This is a genomic window from Mesorhizobium sp. USDA 4775, from assembly GCF_054062655.1.
Genome location: NZ_JBSSFM010000001.1, coordinates 2,833,148 through 2,852,915 on the forward strand (window position 1 = coordinate 2,833,148; position 19,768 = coordinate 2,852,915).

At 55.1% G+C, this 19,768-nt stretch carries 15 protein-coding genes; 13 read left to right on the plus strand and 2 right to left on the minus strand.

The window, feature by feature from the left end; genetic code table 11:
* The first annotated feature begins 56 nt into the window (after window positions 1–56).
* The 13 genes from rfbA to ACVILI_RS13630 all read left to right on the plus strand — a co-directional run bounded on the left by rfbA (window position 57) and on the right by ACVILI_RS13630 (window position 17,463).
* Window positions 57–938: a glucose-1-phosphate thymidylyltransferase RfbA gene (gene rfbA, locus ACVILI_RS13570; RefSeq protein ID WP_038645459.1), complete on the plus strand. Its 882-nt coding sequence runs from the start codon at window positions 57–59 to the stop codon at window positions 936–938.
* A gap of 3 nt (window positions 939–941) precedes the next feature.
* On the plus strand, window positions 942–1,493 hold the full coding sequence (gene rfbC, locus ACVILI_RS13575) for a dTDP-4-dehydrorhamnose 3,5-epimerase (protein ID WP_019857026.1): 552 nt from the start codon (window positions 942–944) through the stop codon (window positions 1,491–1,493).
* A gap of 19 nt (window positions 1,494–1,512) precedes the next feature.
* Window positions 1,513–2,583, plus strand: coding sequence for a dTDP-glucose 4,6-dehydratase (gene rfbB / locus ACVILI_RS13580; RefSeq protein ID WP_019857027.1), 1,071 nt, complete (start codon window positions 1,513–1,515; stop codon window positions 2,581–2,583).
* A complete protein-coding gene (rfbD, locus tag ACVILI_RS13585; RefSeq protein WP_038645461.1) occupies window positions 2,580–3,458 on the plus strand; it encodes a dTDP-4-dehydrorhamnose reductase in 879 nt (292 codons plus the stop codon). The genes rfbB and rfbD overlap by 4 nt, the downstream gene beginning before the upstream one ends.
* 300 nt (window positions 3,459–3,758) lie before the next feature.
* On the plus strand, window positions 3,759–4,769 hold the full coding sequence (locus ACVILI_RS13590; RefSeq protein ID WP_240564679.1) for a glycosyltransferase family 2 protein: 1,011 nt from the start codon (window positions 3,759–3,761) through the stop codon (window positions 4,767–4,769).
* Between the two features lies 1 nt (window position 4,770).
* Window positions 4,771–5,394 carry a class I SAM-dependent methyltransferase gene (locus ACVILI_RS13595; RefSeq protein WP_038645467.1) on the plus strand — a complete coding sequence of 208 codons (624 nt, stop codon included), beginning with the start codon at window positions 4,771–4,773 and terminating at the stop codon, window positions 5,392–5,394.
* A gap of 70 nt (window positions 5,395–5,464) precedes the next feature.
* Window positions 5,465–6,337, plus strand: a complete 873-nt coding sequence (locus tag ACVILI_RS13600; protein WP_038645468.1) for a lysylphosphatidylglycerol synthase domain-containing protein — start codon at window positions 5,465–5,467, stop codon at window positions 6,335–6,337.
* Window positions 6,338–6,733: 396 nt separating this feature from the next.
* The gene (locus tag ACVILI_RS13605) at window positions 6,734–8,869 is read left to right on the plus strand and encodes a hypothetical protein (protein WP_457102465.1); all 2,136 of its coding nucleotides are present in this window, start codon (window positions 6,734–6,736) and stop codon (window positions 8,867–8,869) included.
* Window positions 8,870–9,106: 237 nt separating this feature from the next.
* A complete protein-coding gene (locus tag ACVILI_RS13610) occupies window positions 9,107–9,661 on the plus strand; it encodes a class I SAM-dependent methyltransferase (protein WP_084791438.1) in 555 nt (184 codons plus the stop codon).
* 571 nt (window positions 9,662–10,232) lie between these two features.
* Window positions 10,233–11,291 carry an NAD-dependent epimerase/dehydratase family protein gene (locus tag ACVILI_RS13615; RefSeq protein ID WP_038645475.1) on the plus strand — a complete coding sequence of 353 codons (1,059 nt, stop codon included), beginning with the start codon at window positions 10,233–10,235 and terminating at the stop codon, window positions 11,289–11,291.
* Between the two features lie 103 nt (window positions 11,292–11,394).
* The gene (locus tag ACVILI_RS13620; protein WP_457102466.1) at window positions 11,395–13,329 is read left to right on the plus strand and encodes a rhamnan synthesis F family protein; all 1,935 of its coding nucleotides are present in this window, start codon (window positions 11,395–11,397) and stop codon (window positions 13,327–13,329) included.
* A gap of 44 nt (window positions 13,330–13,373) precedes the next feature.
* Window positions 13,374–15,287: a rhamnan synthesis F family protein gene (locus ACVILI_RS13625; RefSeq protein ID WP_038652337.1), complete on the plus strand. Its 1,914-nt coding sequence runs from the start codon at window positions 13,374–13,376 to the stop codon at window positions 15,285–15,287.
* A 346-nt stretch (window positions 15,288–15,633) separates the two neighbouring features.
* Window positions 15,634–17,463, plus strand: coding sequence for a rhamnan synthesis F family protein (locus ACVILI_RS13630; RefSeq protein ID WP_019857038.1), 1,830 nt, complete (start codon window positions 15,634–15,636; stop codon window positions 17,461–17,463).
* A gap of 95 nt (window positions 17,464–17,558) precedes the next feature.
* Here the strand turns inward: ACVILI_RS13630 and ACVILI_RS13635 are convergent, their stop codons facing one another.
* Window positions 17,559–18,767 carry a sulfotransferase family protein gene (locus ACVILI_RS13635; protein ID WP_051726756.1) on the minus strand — a complete coding sequence of 403 codons (1,209 nt, stop codon included), beginning with the start codon at window positions 18,765–18,767 and terminating at the stop codon, window positions 17,559–17,561.
* A 294-nt stretch (window positions 18,768–19,061) separates the two neighbouring features.
* Window positions 19,062–19,763, minus strand: a complete 702-nt coding sequence (locus ACVILI_RS13640; RefSeq protein ID WP_010914947.1) for an ABC transporter ATP-binding protein — start codon at window positions 19,761–19,763, stop codon at window positions 19,062–19,064.
* Between the last annotated feature and the right edge of the window lie 5 nt (window positions 19,764–19,768).

Sequence of the window (19,768 nt, forward strand, 5' to 3'; positions counted from 1 at the left end):
GAAACCTAAGCACGGTCGATCAGGGCCGGGGGGCTCAGCATGTCAAGGAGAGCTTCTTGAAAGGAATTATCCTTGCTGGAGGCAGTGGAACGCGTCTTTATCCACTGACATTAGCAGTCTCTAAGCAAATCCTTCCGATATACGACAAGCCGATGATTTATTATCCGCTGAGCGTACTGATGCTCGCGGGAATCCGTGAGATTCTGATTGTTTCGACGCCGCGTGATCTGCCGGCTTTTCGTGATTTACTCGGCGACGGATCGGAGTTCGGGCTGGCGTTCTCCTACGCCGAGCAGCCGCAGCCCAATGGTCTTGCGGAAGCTTTCATTATCGGCCGTGATTTCATCGGCAAAGACAGTGTCTCGATGATTCTTGGCGACAACATATATTTCGGTGACGGCCTGTCGCAGCTTTGCCGCGCCGCCGCTGCGCGCGAAGCGGGTGCTTCGGTGTTCGCCTACCATGTCGAGGATCCCGAGCGCTATGGTGTTGTGTCCTTCGACAGGGCAACCGGAACCGCGCTGACGATTGAGGAAAAGCCGCAGAAGCCGAAGTCGAACTGGGCAGTCACCGGTCTCTATTTCTACGACAATGACGTGGTCGACATCGCCCCGACGATCCGCCCCTCGGCGCGAGGCGAGCTCGAGATCACGGCTGTCAACAATGTCTATCTCGAGCGCGGCAAGCTGCACGTGCACCGTTTGGGACGTGGCTATGCCTGGCTCGACACCGGCACGCACGACAGTTTGCACGAAGCCTCTTCTTTCGTGCGCACGATCGAACATCGGCAGGGCATCAAGGTTGCTTGCCCTGAGGAGATCGCCTTCGAGCAGGGCTGGTTGACGGCAGAGCAAGTGCTGCAACGCGCAACTCGGTTGGGCAAAAATGAATATGCCGCCTATCTGCGGCGGCGCGTCGCCGATCTGTTGGAGGGCTAAGCTTTGGAGATCAGGTCCCTCGGCATCGATGGCGTGCTGGAAATCGTTCCCAAGCGACATGGCGATGCACGCGGCTTCTTCATGGAAACCTACAATGCCGAGCGGTTTTCGCAGGCGGGCATCGACTTGGTTTTCGTCCAGGACAACCACTCCTATTCCGCTACGGCAGGCGTCTTGCGAGGGCTTCACTACCAGCTCGAGCCGCGGGCCCAGGACAAGCTGCTGCGCGTGATTCGCGGCAGTATCCTCGACGTCGCAGTCGATATCCGCCGTGGTTCGAAAACCTTTGGGAAGTGGGTCGCCTGCGAGATTTCGGCCGAAAAGGGCAATCAGATTCTGGTGCCGAAGGGTTTCGCGCATGGCTTTGTGACGCTCGTGCCCGACACCGAGGTTCTCTATAAGGTTACCGACACCTATTCGCCCGAGCACGATCGGTCTGTTCGCTTCGATGATCCCATCATCGGCATCGAATGGCCTTCAGTGGCTGGCGGATTCCAGCTTTCGGACAAGGACCTCAAGGCGCCGGTGCTCGCCGAGGCCGAAGTGTTTGCCTGATGGGCATGAGGATAGCGGCATGAATTTTCTGGTGACAGGCGGGGCTGGCTTCATCGGTTCGGCGGTGTGTCGGCATCTGTGCGCCAATCCGGCCTATAGGGTGACCAATCTCGACAAGCTCACCTATGCCGGCAACCTGGCCTCGCTGCGGCAAATCGAGAACGCGCACAATTATCGCTTCGCCCAGGTCGATATATGCGACGAGAAAGCGGTGCTCGACATAATGCGCCGTGACGATATCGACATCGTCATGAACCTTGCCGCCGAGAGCCATGTCGACCGCTCGATCGATGGGCCTGGCGCCTTCATCGAGACCAACATCGTCGGCACCTACCGCATCCTCAATGCGGCGCTCGAATACTGGCGCGGCCTTGCCGACGACAGGAAGGGCCGCTTCCGCTTCCATCACGTGTCGACCGATGAAGTGTTCGGCGACCTGCCTTTCGATGGCGGCATGTTCGTCGAGGAGACGCCTTACGCGCCGTCCTCGCCCTATTCGGCCTCGAAGGCGGCCTCGGACCATCTGGTCCGCGCCTGGCACGAGACCTACGGCCTGCCGGTCGTGCTTTCCAACTGTTCGAACAATTACGGCCCCTATCATTTTCCCGAAAAACTGATCCCGCTCGTCATCCTCAACGCGCTCGACGAAAAGCCGCTGCCGGTCTATGGCGCCGGTGCCAATGTGCGCGACTGGCTGTTCGTCGAGGATCACGCCCGAGCCCTGGAACTGGTCGCCACCAAAGGCACGCCGGGCGAGAGCTACAATGTCGGCGGCAATTCGGAGCGGACAAACCTCAGCGTCGTCGAGACGATTTGCGACCTGCTCGACAGCAGGCGTCCCCGGGCCGGCGGCAAGAGCTACCGCGACCTGATTTCCTTCGTCACCGACCGCCCCGGCCATGACCGCCGCTATGCCATCGACGCATCGAAGATAAGCCGGGACCTCGGCTGGGTGCCCAACGAGAATTTCGACAGCGGCCTGGCCAGAACCGTGGACTGGTACCTCGACAACAAATGGTGGTGGGGGCCAATCCGCGAGCAGAACTATGCCGGCGAAAGACTGGGCGAAGCCCGCAAGGGGGCCGCGTGAGGCTCGTTGTCACCGGACGCGAAGGCCAGGTTGTGTCGAGCCTTCTGGAGGCCGGCCAGCTTGCCGGTGTAGACGTCATCGCCATTGGCCGTCCGCAGCTCGACCTGGCAAACCCCGACACCGTGATCGAAGCCATTGCTGCGGCCAGGCCTGACGTCGTCGTCTCGGCTGCCGCCTACACGGCCGTGGATCAGGCCGAGGATGAGCCCGATCTGGCATTCAGGGTGAACGCCGTCGGCGCCGGCAAGGTGGCGCAAGCCGCGGCGCGGCTTGGCGTTCCCGTCATCCACCTTTCGACCGACTACGTCTTCGACGGCAGCGCTTCCGGTAGCTATGTCGAAACCGATGCGACCGCGCCAGCCAGCGTATACGGCGCTTCCAAGCTCGCCGGCGAACAGGCGGTGGCCGCCGCCAATCCGCGCAACCTAATCCTGCGTACCGCCTGGGTCTACAGTCCGTTCGGCAAGAATTTCGTGAGAACCATGCTTCGGCTTGCGGCCGACCGCGACGAGATCTCAGTGGTGGCCGATCAATGGGGAAATCCCACCTCAGCGCTGGATATCGCCGATGCGATCCTGCATGCCGCGGCCACGCTGCACCGCGACAAGGACTTCGCCGCGTTCGGCATCTATCACCTGGCCGGCACCGGCGAGGCCAACTGGAGCGGCTTTGCCCGTCATATCCTCGACACGAGCCGCGTGTCTGGCGGTCCTTCAGCGCGGGTCCGCGACATTACGACGACGGACTACCCGACCAAGGCGCGGCGCCCTGCCAATTCCCGGCTATCGAGCGCGAAGTTCGCCTCCGCCTTCGGCTGGTCTGCGCCGGACTGGCGGCTTTCGACGGAAGCAGTGGTGCGTCGGGTCCTGCCCTGAGAGACGCGAACCCGCGCAAGGCAAAACCGGCCACCGGCGCAGGGCAATACCGGCAAGCTCAGAACAGATGTCGGTCAATGTCGGCGCCCCCGCCATCCGGCTCGTGACCAATGCATAATGGCTCCCTGAGCGAGTTCGCCTGAACGCCATGAAGTCGGCGCCGCCCGGAGCTCCTCGCGCCGTTTTTGTCAGCCGCAAAAACAGCTTATTTTGCCAAAGCAGGTAGCGCGCGGAAGCAAAGTTCTTTAGGTCCATATGGAATACGGCAGCCTATCAGCCTTGCGGAAAGAAGAGGGTGGATTGTCAAAGCTTATTATTCAAATCCCATGCTTGAATGAGGAGGGGACGCTCGCCGTCACATTGGCCGATCTGCCGCGTCAGGTCGCGGGTTTCAGCACGGTGGAATGGCTCGTAATCGATGATGGCTCCACCGACCGCACGGTCGAGGTCGCCCGGGAAAACGGCGTCGATCACGTGGTCTCGCTGCCCCATAATCAGGGGCTTGCCAAAGCGTTCATGACCGGCATCGAAACCGCGCTGAAACTGGGCGCGGACGTCATCGTCAACACCGATGCGGACAACCAGTACGATGCCTCCTGCATTCCCGATCTCGTCCGGCCCATACTGGAGAAAAAAGCTCAGATCGTCATCGGCGCAAGGCCGATCAGCGAGATAGAGCATTTTTCACCGGTCAAGAAATTTCTGCAGAAGCTTGGCAGCTTCGTTGTCAAGCTTGCCAGTGGCACGACGGTGCCTGACGCCCCGAGCGGTTTCCGGGCCATTCATCGCGACGCGGCGATGCAACTCAATGTCTTCAACCGCTATACCTATACGCTGGAAACGATCATCCAGGCGGGGCGCAGGAACATCCCGATCACCTCGGTGCCGATCCGCGTCAACGGCGATCTTCGACCCTCGCGGCTGGTCAAGAGCATACCGAGCTATGTGCGGCGCTCGTTGATAACGGTCGTGAGGATTTTTGTCGTCTATAGCCCGCTGCGCTTCTTCTCGACATGTGCGGCAATCGTCGCCGCGCCGGGGTTGATCGGGGTTATCCGGTTCCTTGTCCACTATTTGATGGGCGAAGGCAGTGGCAACATCCAGTCACTCGTTCTGTCCAGCGCCCTGCTCGCGCTTGCCGGCATTCTTGCGATGAGCGGCATCATTTCCGAGCTCATCGCGGTCAACAGGCAATTGCTTGAAGAAATAAGGATCAGGCAATTGCAGCAAGAGTATGGTGCAAGGGCCAGGATCCGGTCGTTTACAGTAGAGAGCAAAATCAAGAAAGAAAGTGTAGGCGGAACGATATAAGATGAATGATACGCCGGTCGCTTACGATAACGTTCCAGGTAATTACTATGATAAGTACAACACCCGGAATCCGGTTGCGCGATATTTGATGGATGGCTTTTTAAGTAGCTTCGATGCGTTGACGGCCGAGACAGGCGTTCGCAATGCCTACGAGGTCGGCTGTGGCGAAGGAAATTTGTCCATTCGGCTTCATGATCGGGGGTGGAACGTCCGCGGCAGCGATCTGGAAGGCGTCAGTGTTTCGCAGGCCAATGAGCAATGCGTCAAGCGTGGGATAGCGCCGTTGTTTGAAACGCGCTCGCTTTTCGAACTGACGCCGCAGGCGAACTCCGCTGAATTGGTAATATGCTGTGAGGTTCTCGAGCATGTTCCAAATACGCAACAAGCGCTCTCGGTCCTGAAATCGCTTGGCAAGCCGTATCTCCTTGTCAGCGTGCCGCGAGAGCCGATCTGGCGGGTCCTGAATGTCGCCAGGGGAAAATATGTAACCCAGTTTGGCAACACGCCAGGGCATATCAATCACTGGTCATCCGCGTCTTTCATCGATCTGTTGAGCAAGACGCTAAAGGTCGTGAAAGTCAGCAAGCCCTTTCCCTGGACCATGGTCCTTTGCCGCTGTGACTGAGCCAACGCAGACGGCACAGCCACCCAAAAGCAGCAGGCTCAGGCTAAAGTCTTTAGTTCGCCTTGGAGCGATGGCCGTCAGTCTCGCGGCGCTCGTCTTCGTGGGGCTGGCGATCCATCGCTCCTTCGGCGATGTGCAACGCCAGTTCGTTTCCCCGCTCTTCTTGATCGCCATATTGGGGTGCGCTGTCGCTTATGCAGTCATTCTGCAACTGGTCGGTATCGCCTGGTACCGGTTCCTGGTTCTCGTCGATGGGGCTTCGTTTGGATTGGGTCGTGCGCTTGCCATTTTTGGACGGATACAGGTTTACAAATACCTGCCGAGCAATGTGATGCATATGGTTGGTCGTTTTGCCCTTGCCCGCAACGCCGGGGCGTCGAACAGAGCGCTTGCCGTTGCCCAAATAGGTGAATTGTCCATCACCGTTCTGGCTGCCGGGGCGTTGGGTGCATTGCTGGCGTGGCCGATTTTCCAAAGCGCGTATCGACAGTATGGTCCACACAATCCTACTTTGACTTTGGGATTGGTCGCCGCCGGTCTTTTGGCGCTTGCGATCGGGATGGGACTATTTTTCCGCTTCAGGATGGCCGACATCGGTGGCAGAGCGCTTGTGGTATGTGCTGAAGCGTTTTTCCTTTATGCACTGTTTTTCATTGGCAATGGGCTGCTGATCGTCGCGCTTTCTAGGACCCTGAACGATACGAGCCATATGGCCGAGTTGATCGGCATAGGAGCGGTGGCCTGGCTCATTGGCTTTGTCGTTCCGGGCGCGCCAGGCGGGCTTGGCGTGCGCGAGGCCGTTCTGATCATGGGGCTTGCTGCCGCGGGTCTGCCGGCCCCATCGGCCACTGCGGTTGCCCTCGGCAACCGGCTTGTCACCGTTCTTGGGGATTGCCTGGTCGCCTTGGTAGAGTTGGCTATCCGAAAAGGGAAAAGCGCATGACGCGGCAAATGACGGCGACATCCGTGCAAGACACCCATATGCCGGACCGGGTTCCGCTTTTGCGACACATCATTTCGATGGTGCTTCTTTTCGCTCTTGTCCTGGGGATCGTGGGCGTGAATCCTTTTCGGCAAACGCTGGCGCCGATGGATCTGCTGTTGGCCTATCCAGGATGGGACAATGCCGGGATCGACACTCCACTTGTCAACATAGAGCGTTCCGACGCATTGGATCATCGGCTGCCAAACTGGCGGGAGTTCAGGCGAGAGTTGCGGGAAGGGCATATCCCACTATGGAACCCCCTCCATCAACTCGGTGCGGCTGGCATCCAGGCACCGATTTATGAAGGCCTTTCAATACCTTTTTTAGTTTATGCCCTCACGCCGAACGAGGGCTATGGGTTACACGTTCGCAATTCTGTCGAATTATCTCCTGGCTGCTTTCGGCGCCTATTTTCTGTTGTTTTTCATGTTCGGAAATCGTGTGGCCGCGGTTTTTGGTGCCATGGTGTTTGCATTTTGCGGTTTCAACATCGCCTGGGCACATTGGCCGCACGTGACGACCGGCGCTCTAATTCCATGGGTGCTCGCTACCCAACTTCGATATTGGCAAACAGGCCGTTTGAGTTGGGCCTTGGGGTTCTCCTTCAGCGTGGCCCTGATGGCCCTGGGCGGCTTTCCATTTGTTGCCCTCCTTGGAACCCTCTCATCTCTGACACTGGCGGTCATACTCCTCTGGACCGAACTCTGGAGCGCCGGCATCAACCAGCTTGCGATCAGGCGAGCTATGGGGCTGGGATGCGCAGGTATTGCCGGTGCGTTCCTCGCCCTTCCAGGTCTCTTGCAAGTCAAGGGCATTCTAGGTTCAACTGATCTATCGAGCCGAACAGGTGGAACGTGGTTCACGCCCTACGATATCATTTATATGTTCGGCTTCGACTTTGTGAATCATTTCCGCGTTGAGCGCATCTTTTCGGCTGGAGCACCTGCCGCTCTCCTTGCTCTTCTTGCACTATGTCTTATTTTTAAGTTTCCTAATCGGTTTGCTTTTTTTGGGCTAATCGTGGCAATATTCATGCTGGCGACTGTTTTTGGGGCGGCGCCCGCCGAGTTAGTGGAGGCAATTCCGGGGTTTGGCTTCAATGCATGGAGCAGAGGGTCAATATTATTCGGAGTGTCGGCAGCTATATTGTCGTCTTACTCACTCTCAATCATATTACCTTCTATGGAGTCTGTATCGCCTTTAAAAATTAATTCGTCTTATAAATTGCATGCAGTGCTATTTCTGTGTGTATTGCAGGCAATTAATCTAGGATATTGGTTCAGGCAGTATAATGCGAGACCTGATATCGATACGTTCTTTCCAGTTACTCCATCTTTATCCTATGTTTTATCTAAGATTTTGCCGGGTCAAAGTGTTGTAGCGGATAACAGCTTTCATGTATCTGGTTTTCTATCAAAATATGGATTGCCAGAGTTATTTGCTCATGGCTTTCGTACCGATGCTCAAAGAAAGATAATCGCGGACATATTGCCTTCCTTTCAGACAACATACACGGCATCAGTCATTCAATGCTCCGACATTAATTTCTCCAGCCGAGACATTACCTACGCCGCGATCCGTTTCCTCCTTATTAAAGACAACTGTGTCGACTTGGATTACGAAACCGCTGGCACGGGTCAGCGAGCTACTCTCCCTCTTAACAGCGGTGCCCTTAACGGTGACTTGTTAATCGACAAGTCCATGAACGCTACGAATGTACAGGTGCTGCTCGCAACCTATGATCAGGATTTCGCCCCTTCGGCAGTGACGCTTGATCTTTACCGGGATGCACTCCTCGTAGCCCATGCTGAATTGCCGCCGGAGGCGATACGCAACAACCAATTCGCCACCTTTCGTTTCAATCAAGATATCCCTCTTACGGCCGGAACCTATCGGTACGTCATTTCAATGATCAAGCCGGATAGCGAGAAGCCGCTCAGTGCATGGGCCTTCGAAACCGCTGGAGGAGCAACTTATCAAATTGGGTCGAGTGTATTTCCCGGCATGCCAATGATTAAGATTGGCGACAGGGTTCGTACTCCACGGAATTTCTCGACGGCGTCGGTAGAGCCGGGCATTAGCGTTATCGAAAATCATGCGGTTTCAGGTTCCGCCTATTATGTGAATGATTTGAGCGGACAACCGGACGCGGATTTTGGCCCTGTGCACCTTGCGACATATCGACCGGATGACCTGACGGTGGAATATTCGGGCGCAACCCATGGATGGGTCGTTTTCCCAATTCGCATCAATGAGGATTGGCGAGCCACGCTGGATGGAAAGCCTGTGGAATTGAAGAAGTTTCTGGAGTTTTTTCCCGCTGTGGAGGTGAGCGGACGAAGCAAGATTCGTTTCTATTACGATAGCAGTCACTTGCTGAAAACGCTGGAGCTTTGCATTGCTGGTTTTGCAGCATCAGTCATTCTCCTAATCATGGTAAATCGCAGAACCTCTGGGTCCCAAACGGGTTCTTTGAATGCGGCTGAATGAGCATCGGACTAACGGGCGGCGGAATATGCTTCGCCCCCCTGGCTCAGGGCGTTAGTCTAAACCACGACCTGGTGAGTGATATTACACCACCGCCGGGGACGCGATTCCAACCGAATATGCAGCAGCGACTCTTGACGTTTTTTGTGATGTCAGTTCATTGCCGGACTGTCTGAAGCAAGTAATGTTTGATGACAACAGGGCAAGTTTTGCGACACTCGATATAGGAGGAATTGGGTTTTGGCGGATCAAGCGTCGCAGGGAATATTTTCTCCCGCCCTTCGTTTGGCGAGGATAACCAAGGCTCGGCCTTGGTTGCGTGGCGACACACTTGACGTCGGGTGCGGAAGCGGAGCGCTCGCCTCGTTCGTTGAGGTGGATCAATATTTCGGATACGACTACGATGCGGATTCGGTCGAGTTGGCTCGCCAGTCCTATCCAAAACACCAATTCGGCACTGTACTTCCTGAAGGCCGGCGATTTGACACAGTCATTGCTCTTGCATTGCTGGAGCATCTCGAGGATCCAGCAGATCATCTCAATGAGTGGCGATCGCTTCTTGCTCCGGGCGGTCGCATTGTATTGACAACGCCGCACAAAGCATTCCGGAGGGTTCACGATCTGGGGGCCGCAGTTCGTCTATTCAGCCCAGACGCTGCCGACGAGCATGAGGAAATGTTCGATCGGACTTCGCTAGCGAAGTTGGGCAAAACTTGTGGCATGCGTCTGTCTCATTATGAGCGATTTTTGCTGTGGGCCAATCAGCTGGCAGTCTTCGAGCCGGTTCCCGATTAACTGAATAACGCTGGATTCCAACCGGCAGGTAGAATTACCGCGTTTACACCCAACACGATGCGCAACAATTCGTGTTCCAAGTTGGGTATCTATATTTCGTGAAAGCTGGGAGGCCGTCGCCCAGTCGCCAAAATGTGAACATTTGTGGGGCGGCAGAGCCATGACGCTGGCGACGACGCGAACCAAATCAATGCAACTGTCATGCCGAGTATGTCGTGAAACGCAGCAAAAGGCAGCACGTCTTTAGCCCACAAGCCGCCTAAAACGAGCAGATAGCGGACAGCTTTTGATTTTTGCCCTCACCACTTCCTGCGTTGGTGCGACCGCAGTACCTATCCGCCAACAGTGTCGCCACCATTCACCATCCATCGCTGGTGAAGGTTTGAATTTGACATTTGAGAAACAGCCCTGCGTAAAGCAGGGCTCAAAACTTCAAATTCACTCACCAGAGCGGATGCCGAACTTGACGTGTGAATCCCGATCCAGCTGGAGCTGGACCTCTTTTGTCTATTCAAATGGGATCGACGCTGATAACGAACGGCCAAGTCAATGAAACGGGAATGCTATCTGAATGTCTAAAACATGCGTGGTGACGGGCGGAGCTGGATTCATTGGATGCGCGTTGTCCGCCAAATTGGCAAACCGTTTCGATCGCGTGGTTGTCATCGACAGTTTGCATCCGCAGATCCACGCAGAGCGAAAGCGTCCCGCCGACCTTGATCCGCGCGTTGAACTCGTGGTTGCCGATGTGACCGAGGCCTCGACCTGGCCGCAGGCACTGGAAACCATCCGACCTGAAGTTGTGGTGCATCTAGCTGCCGAAACGGGCACGGGTCAGTCGCTCACGGAGGCCTCTCGCCACGCGATAGCAAATGTTCTTGGCACCACCCGCATGTTGGATGCTTTCGCCACGGCATCGCACGTTCCTGAGCGTTTTGTCCTGGCTTCGAGCCGCGCGGTCTATGGAGAAGGGGCATGGCGGTCCAGGAAAACAGGCGAGATAACGTATCCCGGTCAGAGATCGAAACAGCAGCTCGAACGCGCGGAGTGGGATTTTGCCGGGCTCGAACCTCTGCCGATGGACGCGGTAACAACGATACCGAACCCAACCAGCATCTACGGAGCAACGAAACTAACCCAGGAACAGATATTGCGGGCTTGGGCCCTTTCGTTCGGAACAGCTGTCAACGTGCTTCGGCTTCAGAACGTATATGGTCCTGGCCAATCGCTGACCAACAGCTACACGGGAATCGTGTCGTTGTTCATCAGGATGGCGAAGGAAGGCAAGAGCATCCCGGTCTATGAGGACGGGGATATCGGACGCGACTTCGTCTTCATCGATGATGTGGCGTCGGCTCTCGACAAGGCCACGGCCACGGATCTGTCACAGTCGCTCGCCTATGATGTCGGCACCGGGTCCAAGACCACGGTTCTTGACCTGGCAAGGATCGTCGCAAAAAGATACGGGGCGCCGGAACCGCACGTCAACGGCATGTTCCGCAACGGCGACGTTCGCTGCGCTGTCGCCAACATCGACAGGACGGTGCGCGAACTGGAATGGCGACCTTTGAAAAGCGTAGACGAGGGGATCGGTCAGCTTTCCGAGTGGATCGATTCACAAATTGGCTAGAATTATGAGATCGTGACAAGGGAAGCGTTCTGCCGTCGAAAATGCTTCCATGGGAGACGTGGTCCCTATACCACGTGGATGTGATATTTGCAGGGACTTGGCGATGCGGCGTGCGGCGATATTTTTCTTCTATGACGAACGCGGCCAGGTTGATGACTATATATTCTACCTTCTAGAAAAATTGCGGCCATTCGTGGAGACGATTATTTTTGTCTCAAACGGGGCAATTTCAAAATCATCGGAAGTCTCACTGCGATCCACGGTTGACGAAACTATCATCCGCGAGAATACAGGATTTGACGTTGGGGCGTATCGCCAAGGGCTCGAGTTCATCGGTTACGACAAGCTCGGCGATTATGATGAAATCCTTTTGCTTAACCACACATTCTACGGACCTGTTTTTCCGTTCTCGGAAATGTTTTCGGAAATGGAACGCCGGGACTGCGATTTTTGGGGCATATCCGGTCACAGGGAAATGGCGCCCAATCCTTTCACCGGGCAAGGGAGCTTGGCTGGTCATCTAAATTCTCATTTCATCGCGATAAGAAGGGCGATGCTTATCTCGATCGCTTTCCGGAATTATTGGGAAAGCATGCCGCCAATTAAAGACTATAAAGACTCGGTGTTGATTCACGAGTCACGTTTTACCAAGTTTTTTGAAGATCTTGGATATTCATCTTCGATATATTTTGAATCGGATGTATACACGTCGAAATATCCGATATTCATTGAAGTCGATGAGACTGTTGCCAACAGGAATCCAATCTTAAAGAGACGGCTTTTCTTTAATGACCCGATTTTTTTGGAGCAGAATGGCATCGATTTGCCGCGTGCTTTGCGGATGCTCAAAGAGAGATCGGACTACGACCTCAATCTGATTTGGCGCAATGTCCTGCGCTCTTCGGAATTGAGAATCCTCAACACCAACGCGGCGCTGATGAGTGTCTTGCCGGACAAGCGGATTAAAGGCGACGGTACTGCTGCCGACTATGGCAAGATCGCTGTCTGCGCGCATATCTACTACACCGATATGCTCGACGAGATACTGGGCCTGACCGGCAATATCCCGGTACCCTATGATTTCATTGCCACCACGAATACGCCGGAAAAAAAAGCCGAAATCGAAACCGTTTTGGCGAAACGCCCTGGCGTGAAGAACGTCATCGTCCGCGTGGTCGAGCAGAACCGCGGCCGTGACATGTCCTCGCTTTTCATCTCCTTGCGAGATCTGCTTGTCGACGATCGCTATGACCTTGTTTGTCGCCTGCATACAAAAAAATCGCCTCAAGTGCAGTCGTCGATGGGCAACCTGTTCAAGCGGCATATGGTTGACAATCTGCTGCATAGCCGTGGCTACGTGCACAACGTGTTGGATATGTTTCTCGACAATCCTTCGGTCGGCCTGGCCATTCCGCCTATCTTTCATATCTCCTATCCGACAATGGGGTTCTCGTGGTTTGCCAACAAGCCAAAGGTTGAGGAAACCGCGCGGCTTTTGAATATCGACGTCAAGTTCGATGAGAGCACTCCGGTGGCTGCCTATGGCACCATGTTCTGGTTCCGGCCACGCGCCTTGCGCAAAATGTTCGAACACAGGTGGAAATGGGAGGAGTTCAATGCCGAGCCGGATCATGTCGACGGCGGCTTCGCCCATGCGCTGGAGCGGCTGATCGCCTACGCGGTTCAGGATGCTGGATATACAACGCAGCACATTATGTGCGCGCATCAGGCGGAGCACAACTACACCATGCTGGAGTTCAAGCTGCAAAAGCTCGCCAGCTTCATGCCATCAGGCGACTTCCCTTGGCAGAGTCATCTGTTGTCCGAGTGGAAGAAGGCCGGCTATCCCTTGGGAAGCCATGTATCGGCCACTGCGGCACCAATGCCGACGTCGGTGAAGCATTCTCTGGCTGAACTCAATTTGGCCGTCAAAAGCTCTTTGAGGTTCAGGGCGCCTATCCTGTTCAAAGCACTAAGACCGATCTATCGCGGCACGAGGGCGGTTTTGAAACCGAACTCTCGGCGTAGTGGCGGATGATGGCGGGCATCAGACAGGTTCACGGTCTAGTCAGGAGCATCAAGGTGCGTCGTATTGCCGTATTTTCTCTCTACAACGAGCATGGAATTGCCGATGACTATGTCATCTTCCTCCTCGAAAAGCTGCGCGAGTTTGTCGAGAGGATTGTTGTCGTATCCAATGGAAATCTTTCCAAGCTTTCGGAAATAGCAATCAAAGCCAGCTGTGATCAGCTTCTGGTCCGGGAGAACGTGGGATTTGATGTATGGGGATACAAGACCGGTATTGACGCTGTCGGCTTTGACGCTCTTTCCGAGTATGATGAACTTATCCTGCTGAATGACACCTGCTACGGGCCTCTTTTCCCGTTTTCGGAGATGTTTTCGGAAATGGAGCGCCGGAATTGTGATTTCTGGGGCAGCGCTGCCCATTCGAAAGTGACGCCAAATCCGTTTACCGGAACAGGCCATCTGCCCCGCCACCTCACAGCAAACTTCATTGCTGTGCGCGAGAAGATGCTGAAATCACGTGCCTTCAAAACATATTGGGAAAATCTGCCGGCGATCAAAACTTACATCGATGCGATCATGCTTCACGAGTCGCAGTTTACCAAGCATTTTACAGATCTTGGCTACTCGGCGGAAGCGTATGTCGATCCGGATAAGTATGGTTCGCAATATCCGGCGTTTATTAACGTTGATGAGACGATCATCAATCGCTTTCCCTTGCTAAAGCGACGTCCGTTTTTTCATGATCCGACGTTTTTGAATGCTCAAGGCATTGATTTGCCGCGCGCTTTGCGAGTTCTTGAAGAGACATCCGACTACGATCTCAATCTGATTTGGCGCAATGTCCTGCGCACTTCGGAATTGAGGAATCTAAACACCAATGCCGCACTGATGAGCGTTTTGCCCGATGAGCGAGCCAAAGACGGCGACGCTCCTTCCGACTACGGCAAGATCGCTGTCTGCGCGCATATTTACTACACCGATATGCTGGAAGAGATACTGGCGCTGACCGGCAACATCCCGGTGCCCTATGATTTCATTGCCACCACGGATACGCCGGAAAAAAGGGCCGAGATTGAAGCCACACTGGCAAAACGCCCTGGCGTGAAGAACGTCATCGTCCGCATCGTCGAGAAAAATCGCGGTCGTGACATGTCCTCGCTTTTCATTTCCTTGCGCGATCTGCTTGTCGATGACGGCTATGATCTTGTCTGCCGCCTGCATACAAAAAAGTCGCTTCACGTGCAGGCGTCGAGAAGCAACCTGTTTAAGCGGCATATGCTTGAGAATTTGCTGAATACGCGTGGCTATGTCCACAACGTGTTGGACATGTTTCACGACAATCCGTCAGTCGGACTGGCCGTTCCGCCTGTCGTTCATATTTCCTATCCGACCATGGGGCACGCATGGTTCTTCAACAAGCCAAAGGTTGAGGAAACCGCACGGCTTTTGAATATCAAGGTCAAGTTCGATCAGGACACCCCGGTGGCTGCCTATGGCACCATGTTCTGGTTCCGGCCACGCGCCCTGCGCAAGATCTTCGAACACAAGTGGAAATGGGAAGACTTTAATGCCGAGCCAAATGATGTTGACGGCGGCTTGGCTCATGTGCTGGAGCGGCTGATCGCCTATGCGGCTCAGGATGCCGGATATACCACGCGGCACATCATGTGCGCGCATCAGGCGGCGCACAACTACACCATGCTGGAGTTCAAGCTGCAAAAACTTGCCAGCCTGATGCCGTCAGGCGACTTCCCTTGGCAGTGCCATTTGTTGTCTGAGTGGAAGAAAGCCGGTTATCCCGTGGCAAACCATCTACCGCCCGCTGCGTCATCGTCGCAGACGTCGGTAACGTCAGTGAAGCGCTCTCTGGGTAAACTCAATTTGGCCATTAAAAACTCTCTGTGGTTCAGAGCGCCTACCCTGTTCAAAATACTGAGACCGATCTATCGAGCTGTGGCCAAGCCCTAAATCAAACTCCAGGCATGGCGAAACGCTGTGCGCTTTTTCCTGGAAGGCGGGCATCATTTGGCAAGCCGCATGTCGGCGTCGTGTAGAAGATCGCATGTGGCCGGCCTTTTTTGGCGGCACCGAATGGTTTAATGGGTGCGGTCGACGTCCTGCCAGATGGTGCCATTCCAACCAGCGGTCTTGGAATACCTGTTTTTCAACGCTATCACGGGCATCGAGGGCGCAACCTGGAAACACCGCCTCTCGATGATGTTTGCGTGGCAGGATGTGGTTCGGTGCCGCCGGCGATCCCATATCGGAGCGTTCTAATTCTAAGTGCCATCTGCACCAGAGAGAGATTAGGTCGATGAGGCGCCTGGCAATCGCATTTTATTACGATCAAGAAGGCAAGATAGATGAGTATTATTTTCACCTGATTGCATCGATAAGGCCCTTTGTTGAAAAACTGCTGGTCGTTTGCAACGGTCCGGTAGACGACGAGGCCCGATCTCGCCTTTCTGACGCTACCGACAGCTTTCTAATCAGGGAAAACAAGGGGTTCGATGTCTGGGCCTATCGGGCTGCCCTCGAACATATCGGGTGGGATGAGCTTTCACACTTCGACGAGATATTGTTTTTCAACCACACTTTCTACGGGCCGATCTTCCCCTTTTCCGAAATGTTCTCGGAGATGGACCAACGTCACTGTGACTTTTGGGGAATCTCCGCCCACAAGGCGATAAGGCCCAATCCGATCGACGTCAGAAAATCGGAACTGCCCTTCCATCTCAATTCCCATTTCATCGCAGTGCGGCGGTCCTTGCATCAGTCGAAGGCGTTTCGTGACTATTGGACCCGGATGGTGTCCATCAACTCCTATATGGAGTCAGTTGCGAAGCACGAGACGGTGTTCACAGCGCATTTTCAGGCTTTGGGCTACACCTGTTCGGTATTGCTCGATCCGGAACGATACAGGACGCCATACCCGGTTTTCATGGAGCCGGACAAAACGCTGGAGGACCGGAGCCCGATACTGAAGCGTCGCCTCTTTTTTCACGACACGCTGTCCCTCGAGCGCGCGGCCATCAACCTGCCGCGTGCCTTGGAGATCGTAGAAAACCAATCTGATTATGATTTGTCGCTGATATGGAAAAGCGTTGGCCGCTTGGGCTCGCCTCGTACGCTAAATGGCAATGCCGCGTTGCTCTCTGTCCTGCCGGACATCCATATTGGCGCGCAAAGGAATTGGGACGATTATCGGATAGCAGTTCTTGCGCATGTGTATCACGTTGACATGATCGATGAGGTTCTCGGCTATGCCGAAAACGTGCCGAAAGGCTACGATCTGATCGTCACGACCGACAATGCCAACAAGCAGGCATTGATTCAGCAAGCAGTCGCGAAGGCGACGAACGCCAGGAATGCGGTCGTCCTGGTCGTCCGGAACGATGGCAGGGACACTTCCGCCCTTCTTGTCGGTTGCCGGGACTATGTACTCGAGGATCGGTACGACTTGATCTGCCGGATCCATTCCAAGCGATCTCCCCAAGACGGCCCGAGGGGAGAGTTGTTTAAACTCCACACTTTTGAAAACCTTCTTCATACGCCTGGATATGTCTCGAATTTGCTTGAACTCTTTGCCAACAATCCAGTGCTTGGTCTCGTCATGCCGCCGTTGGTTCATATTGGGTATCCGACCATTGGAAATTCATGGGCTGGCAACAAAGCCAACGTAGCGAAGCTTGCCCGACAGTTGGGTTTGATCGTGCATCTGGATGATAGTACACCTGTCGCGCCTTACGGTGGGATGTACTGGTTTCGTCCTGCAGCTCTAAGGAAGCTTTTCGAAGAAAAGTGGGGCTGGAACGATTTTGCCAATATGGATTATCGGGATGGAAGTTTGGTCCACGCCATAGAGCGGATCATAGCCTATGTTGCAATCGACGCCGGCTATACCTTCCGGCACGTGATGACTGCCGGGCATGCTGCTCACAACTACGTAATGCTGGAGGCTAAATTGCAAGCCCTATGCGAGAACGGAGCTCCGGCGGAATTTGGAAACTATGGAGTGGTAAGATCCTTTCGTGGCCTCATCTTCTCGATCAAGAGATCGATTGTAGCCAGATCGCCATTAGCGTTCAGGATTCTCAGGCCACTCTATCGCGGCCTACGAAGGATAATCGCGTTCGGGGATTAGCCAGATCGCGATACAGCAAACTGAGCTCTCTTACGTGGGCGAAGTCGCGCGTGAGGGGCTCCATGTGCCTCGCGCGTTTACTGTCCGCGCCCGCATCAGCCACGGGCGAACAGACCACGTATCAGTCGCAAAGGTGCGGTCAGCCGCCAACTGCGCGACGTGAGTATCGCGTCGCGCTCATTGGCGATGCCGATTATGTCCCGCAGGAGAGCATCGCGTTCGGCGATTAAGCTAGCTTGGGCATTAACGAGGGCATCCCGTTCAGCGATTAAGCTGGCTTGGGCGTTTACGAGGGCATCCCGTTCAGCGATCAGAGTGTCGCGAGTTCCGACGAGGGCATCACGTTCGTCCGCCAAGCCGCGGATTTCAACGGATTGCTGTTCCAGAAAGCTCGCAAGCCTCGAATTCTCTTGACGGACCTGCTCTGTCTCGGTGCTGCGCGCGCTGAGTTCACCACGCAATTGCGCAACCGCCAATTCCTCCGTCGCCATGGCTACCGAAAATGTTTCGCAGGCTTCGTCGAATCTCGTCCGCATAATATCCAGCTGAGCAAGCAAGCCATTGTCTTCATCCCCGGCGGCGATTGTGGACAGAATTTGATAGGTCTCGCGGACCAGCGACGTAACATCCGGATGATTATGCACATCTTCGAGCGTGGACCTTTCATGATAAAGGTCTGTCGTCAGAAACTGCTCGATCTTGACGTCCGACTGGTCGGGCTGAGCAGGCCAGACGACACCTGTTTTTTCAGCTGCGCGGTCCATATGCTTTCGCCAGTCGACCAGGAACCCTTCATATGACAGAATATATCGCGGCATGTGTCGTGAATGATATTCAGCTTCGAGCACATGCCTGAGCCACAACAGAAGGGACTCTGGCAGTGTGATTTTGTCTCGCCGGTGCAGCGAATATGCGACCTCAAGAGGATTGCGTACCGGCAGAAGGGCGACAGGGCTGACATTCATTTCGTCCAAGATCGACGACATGAACGGAACAAATCTGCATGTCCGCGGGTCTTTGATTACGATCAATGGTTCGTCACCGAACTCGTCGATGAGCAGCTGTTTTATTTTCTGACGACACGGCTCTGTTGCCTTTGAGTTCATCCTTTGCTGATCGAGTTGACGCCAGTCAAGCCAGGACGAGCCTGCTAATGCGAGCAGTGCGTCGTGGGCAAGGGCAAGGGGCGCGCTCTCGAAGAATCCGCGCGGATTGGCCGCGTGCGACGGCAGCGGGGTCTTCGGGCCGGCTGCTCCCAGTGCATTGATTACACCCCCAAGCGCCGAGGTTCCGCTCCTGTGCATTCCCAGGATTAAGATGGCTTGACGCCTCGGTCCCTGTGGCAATCCGGCTGTTGGGGTTATCACATTGAAGGTGCTTTTCGGTCCGGTTGGTCAACGTTCAGTACGCTTAGACCAGGCTCTATCAAAGCGTCAATTCTATGAAGATCGCATGCGGGGCTGACAGGGTGCACCCGATCTCTGTTGTTCGGCCGTGACTTCGCCAGTGGTTTTGGACCGTTGAAGGCCTGCGGAAAAGGAGGATGCTACGACTATCGTGCCCTCGCTCGACCTCGATATCGAATATCGCGAGACGCCTTAAGCCAGCGACTCCACCCGGCCAGCCCGAAGTGTGAGTTTCTTCGTGCAGACCCGCCGGATGAGCGCATCGTCGTGGCTTGCCAACACGATGATGCCGGCCTTTTCCGCCAGTTCGTCCATGCGTCGCTTGGCTTTTTCCTGGAACGACGCGTCACCGGCGCCAATCCATTCATCCATCAGCAGGATTTCAGGCTCGAGAGTGGTCGCTGCTGCAAACGCCAAACGTGCCGCCATGCCTTGGCTGTACGCCTTGAACGGCAGGTCGATGAAGTCGCCCAGTTCGCTGAAATCGATTATTTCTTCCATTTTCTCTTCGATCTCGGCCGCCGTCCAACCACTGATCAACCCTCTCAGCACGATGTTTCTGCGCCCGGTGGCCTCGGGACGAAACCCTATGTGGATGTTGAACAGGGCATCGACCTTGCCGGTGATCGATATCGTACCACCCGATGGCTGGTAGATTCCGTATAGAACCTTGAGCAGGGTGGTCTTGCCGGCGCCATTCGGGCCGACAAGCCCTAACCGGTCGCCCGCCTTGAGCTCGAAGCTGACACCGTCGAGCGCCTGCACGACCTGTTTGGTGCCCGACTTGGCTATATTGCCGCCGAGAGCGCTCCGACGCCGGCCGGGCGCCGAAAGCGTCAACTTTTCAAACAGTCGATAGACGAGGCTGACATTGTTCAGTGTGATGGAGGTCATGGAAC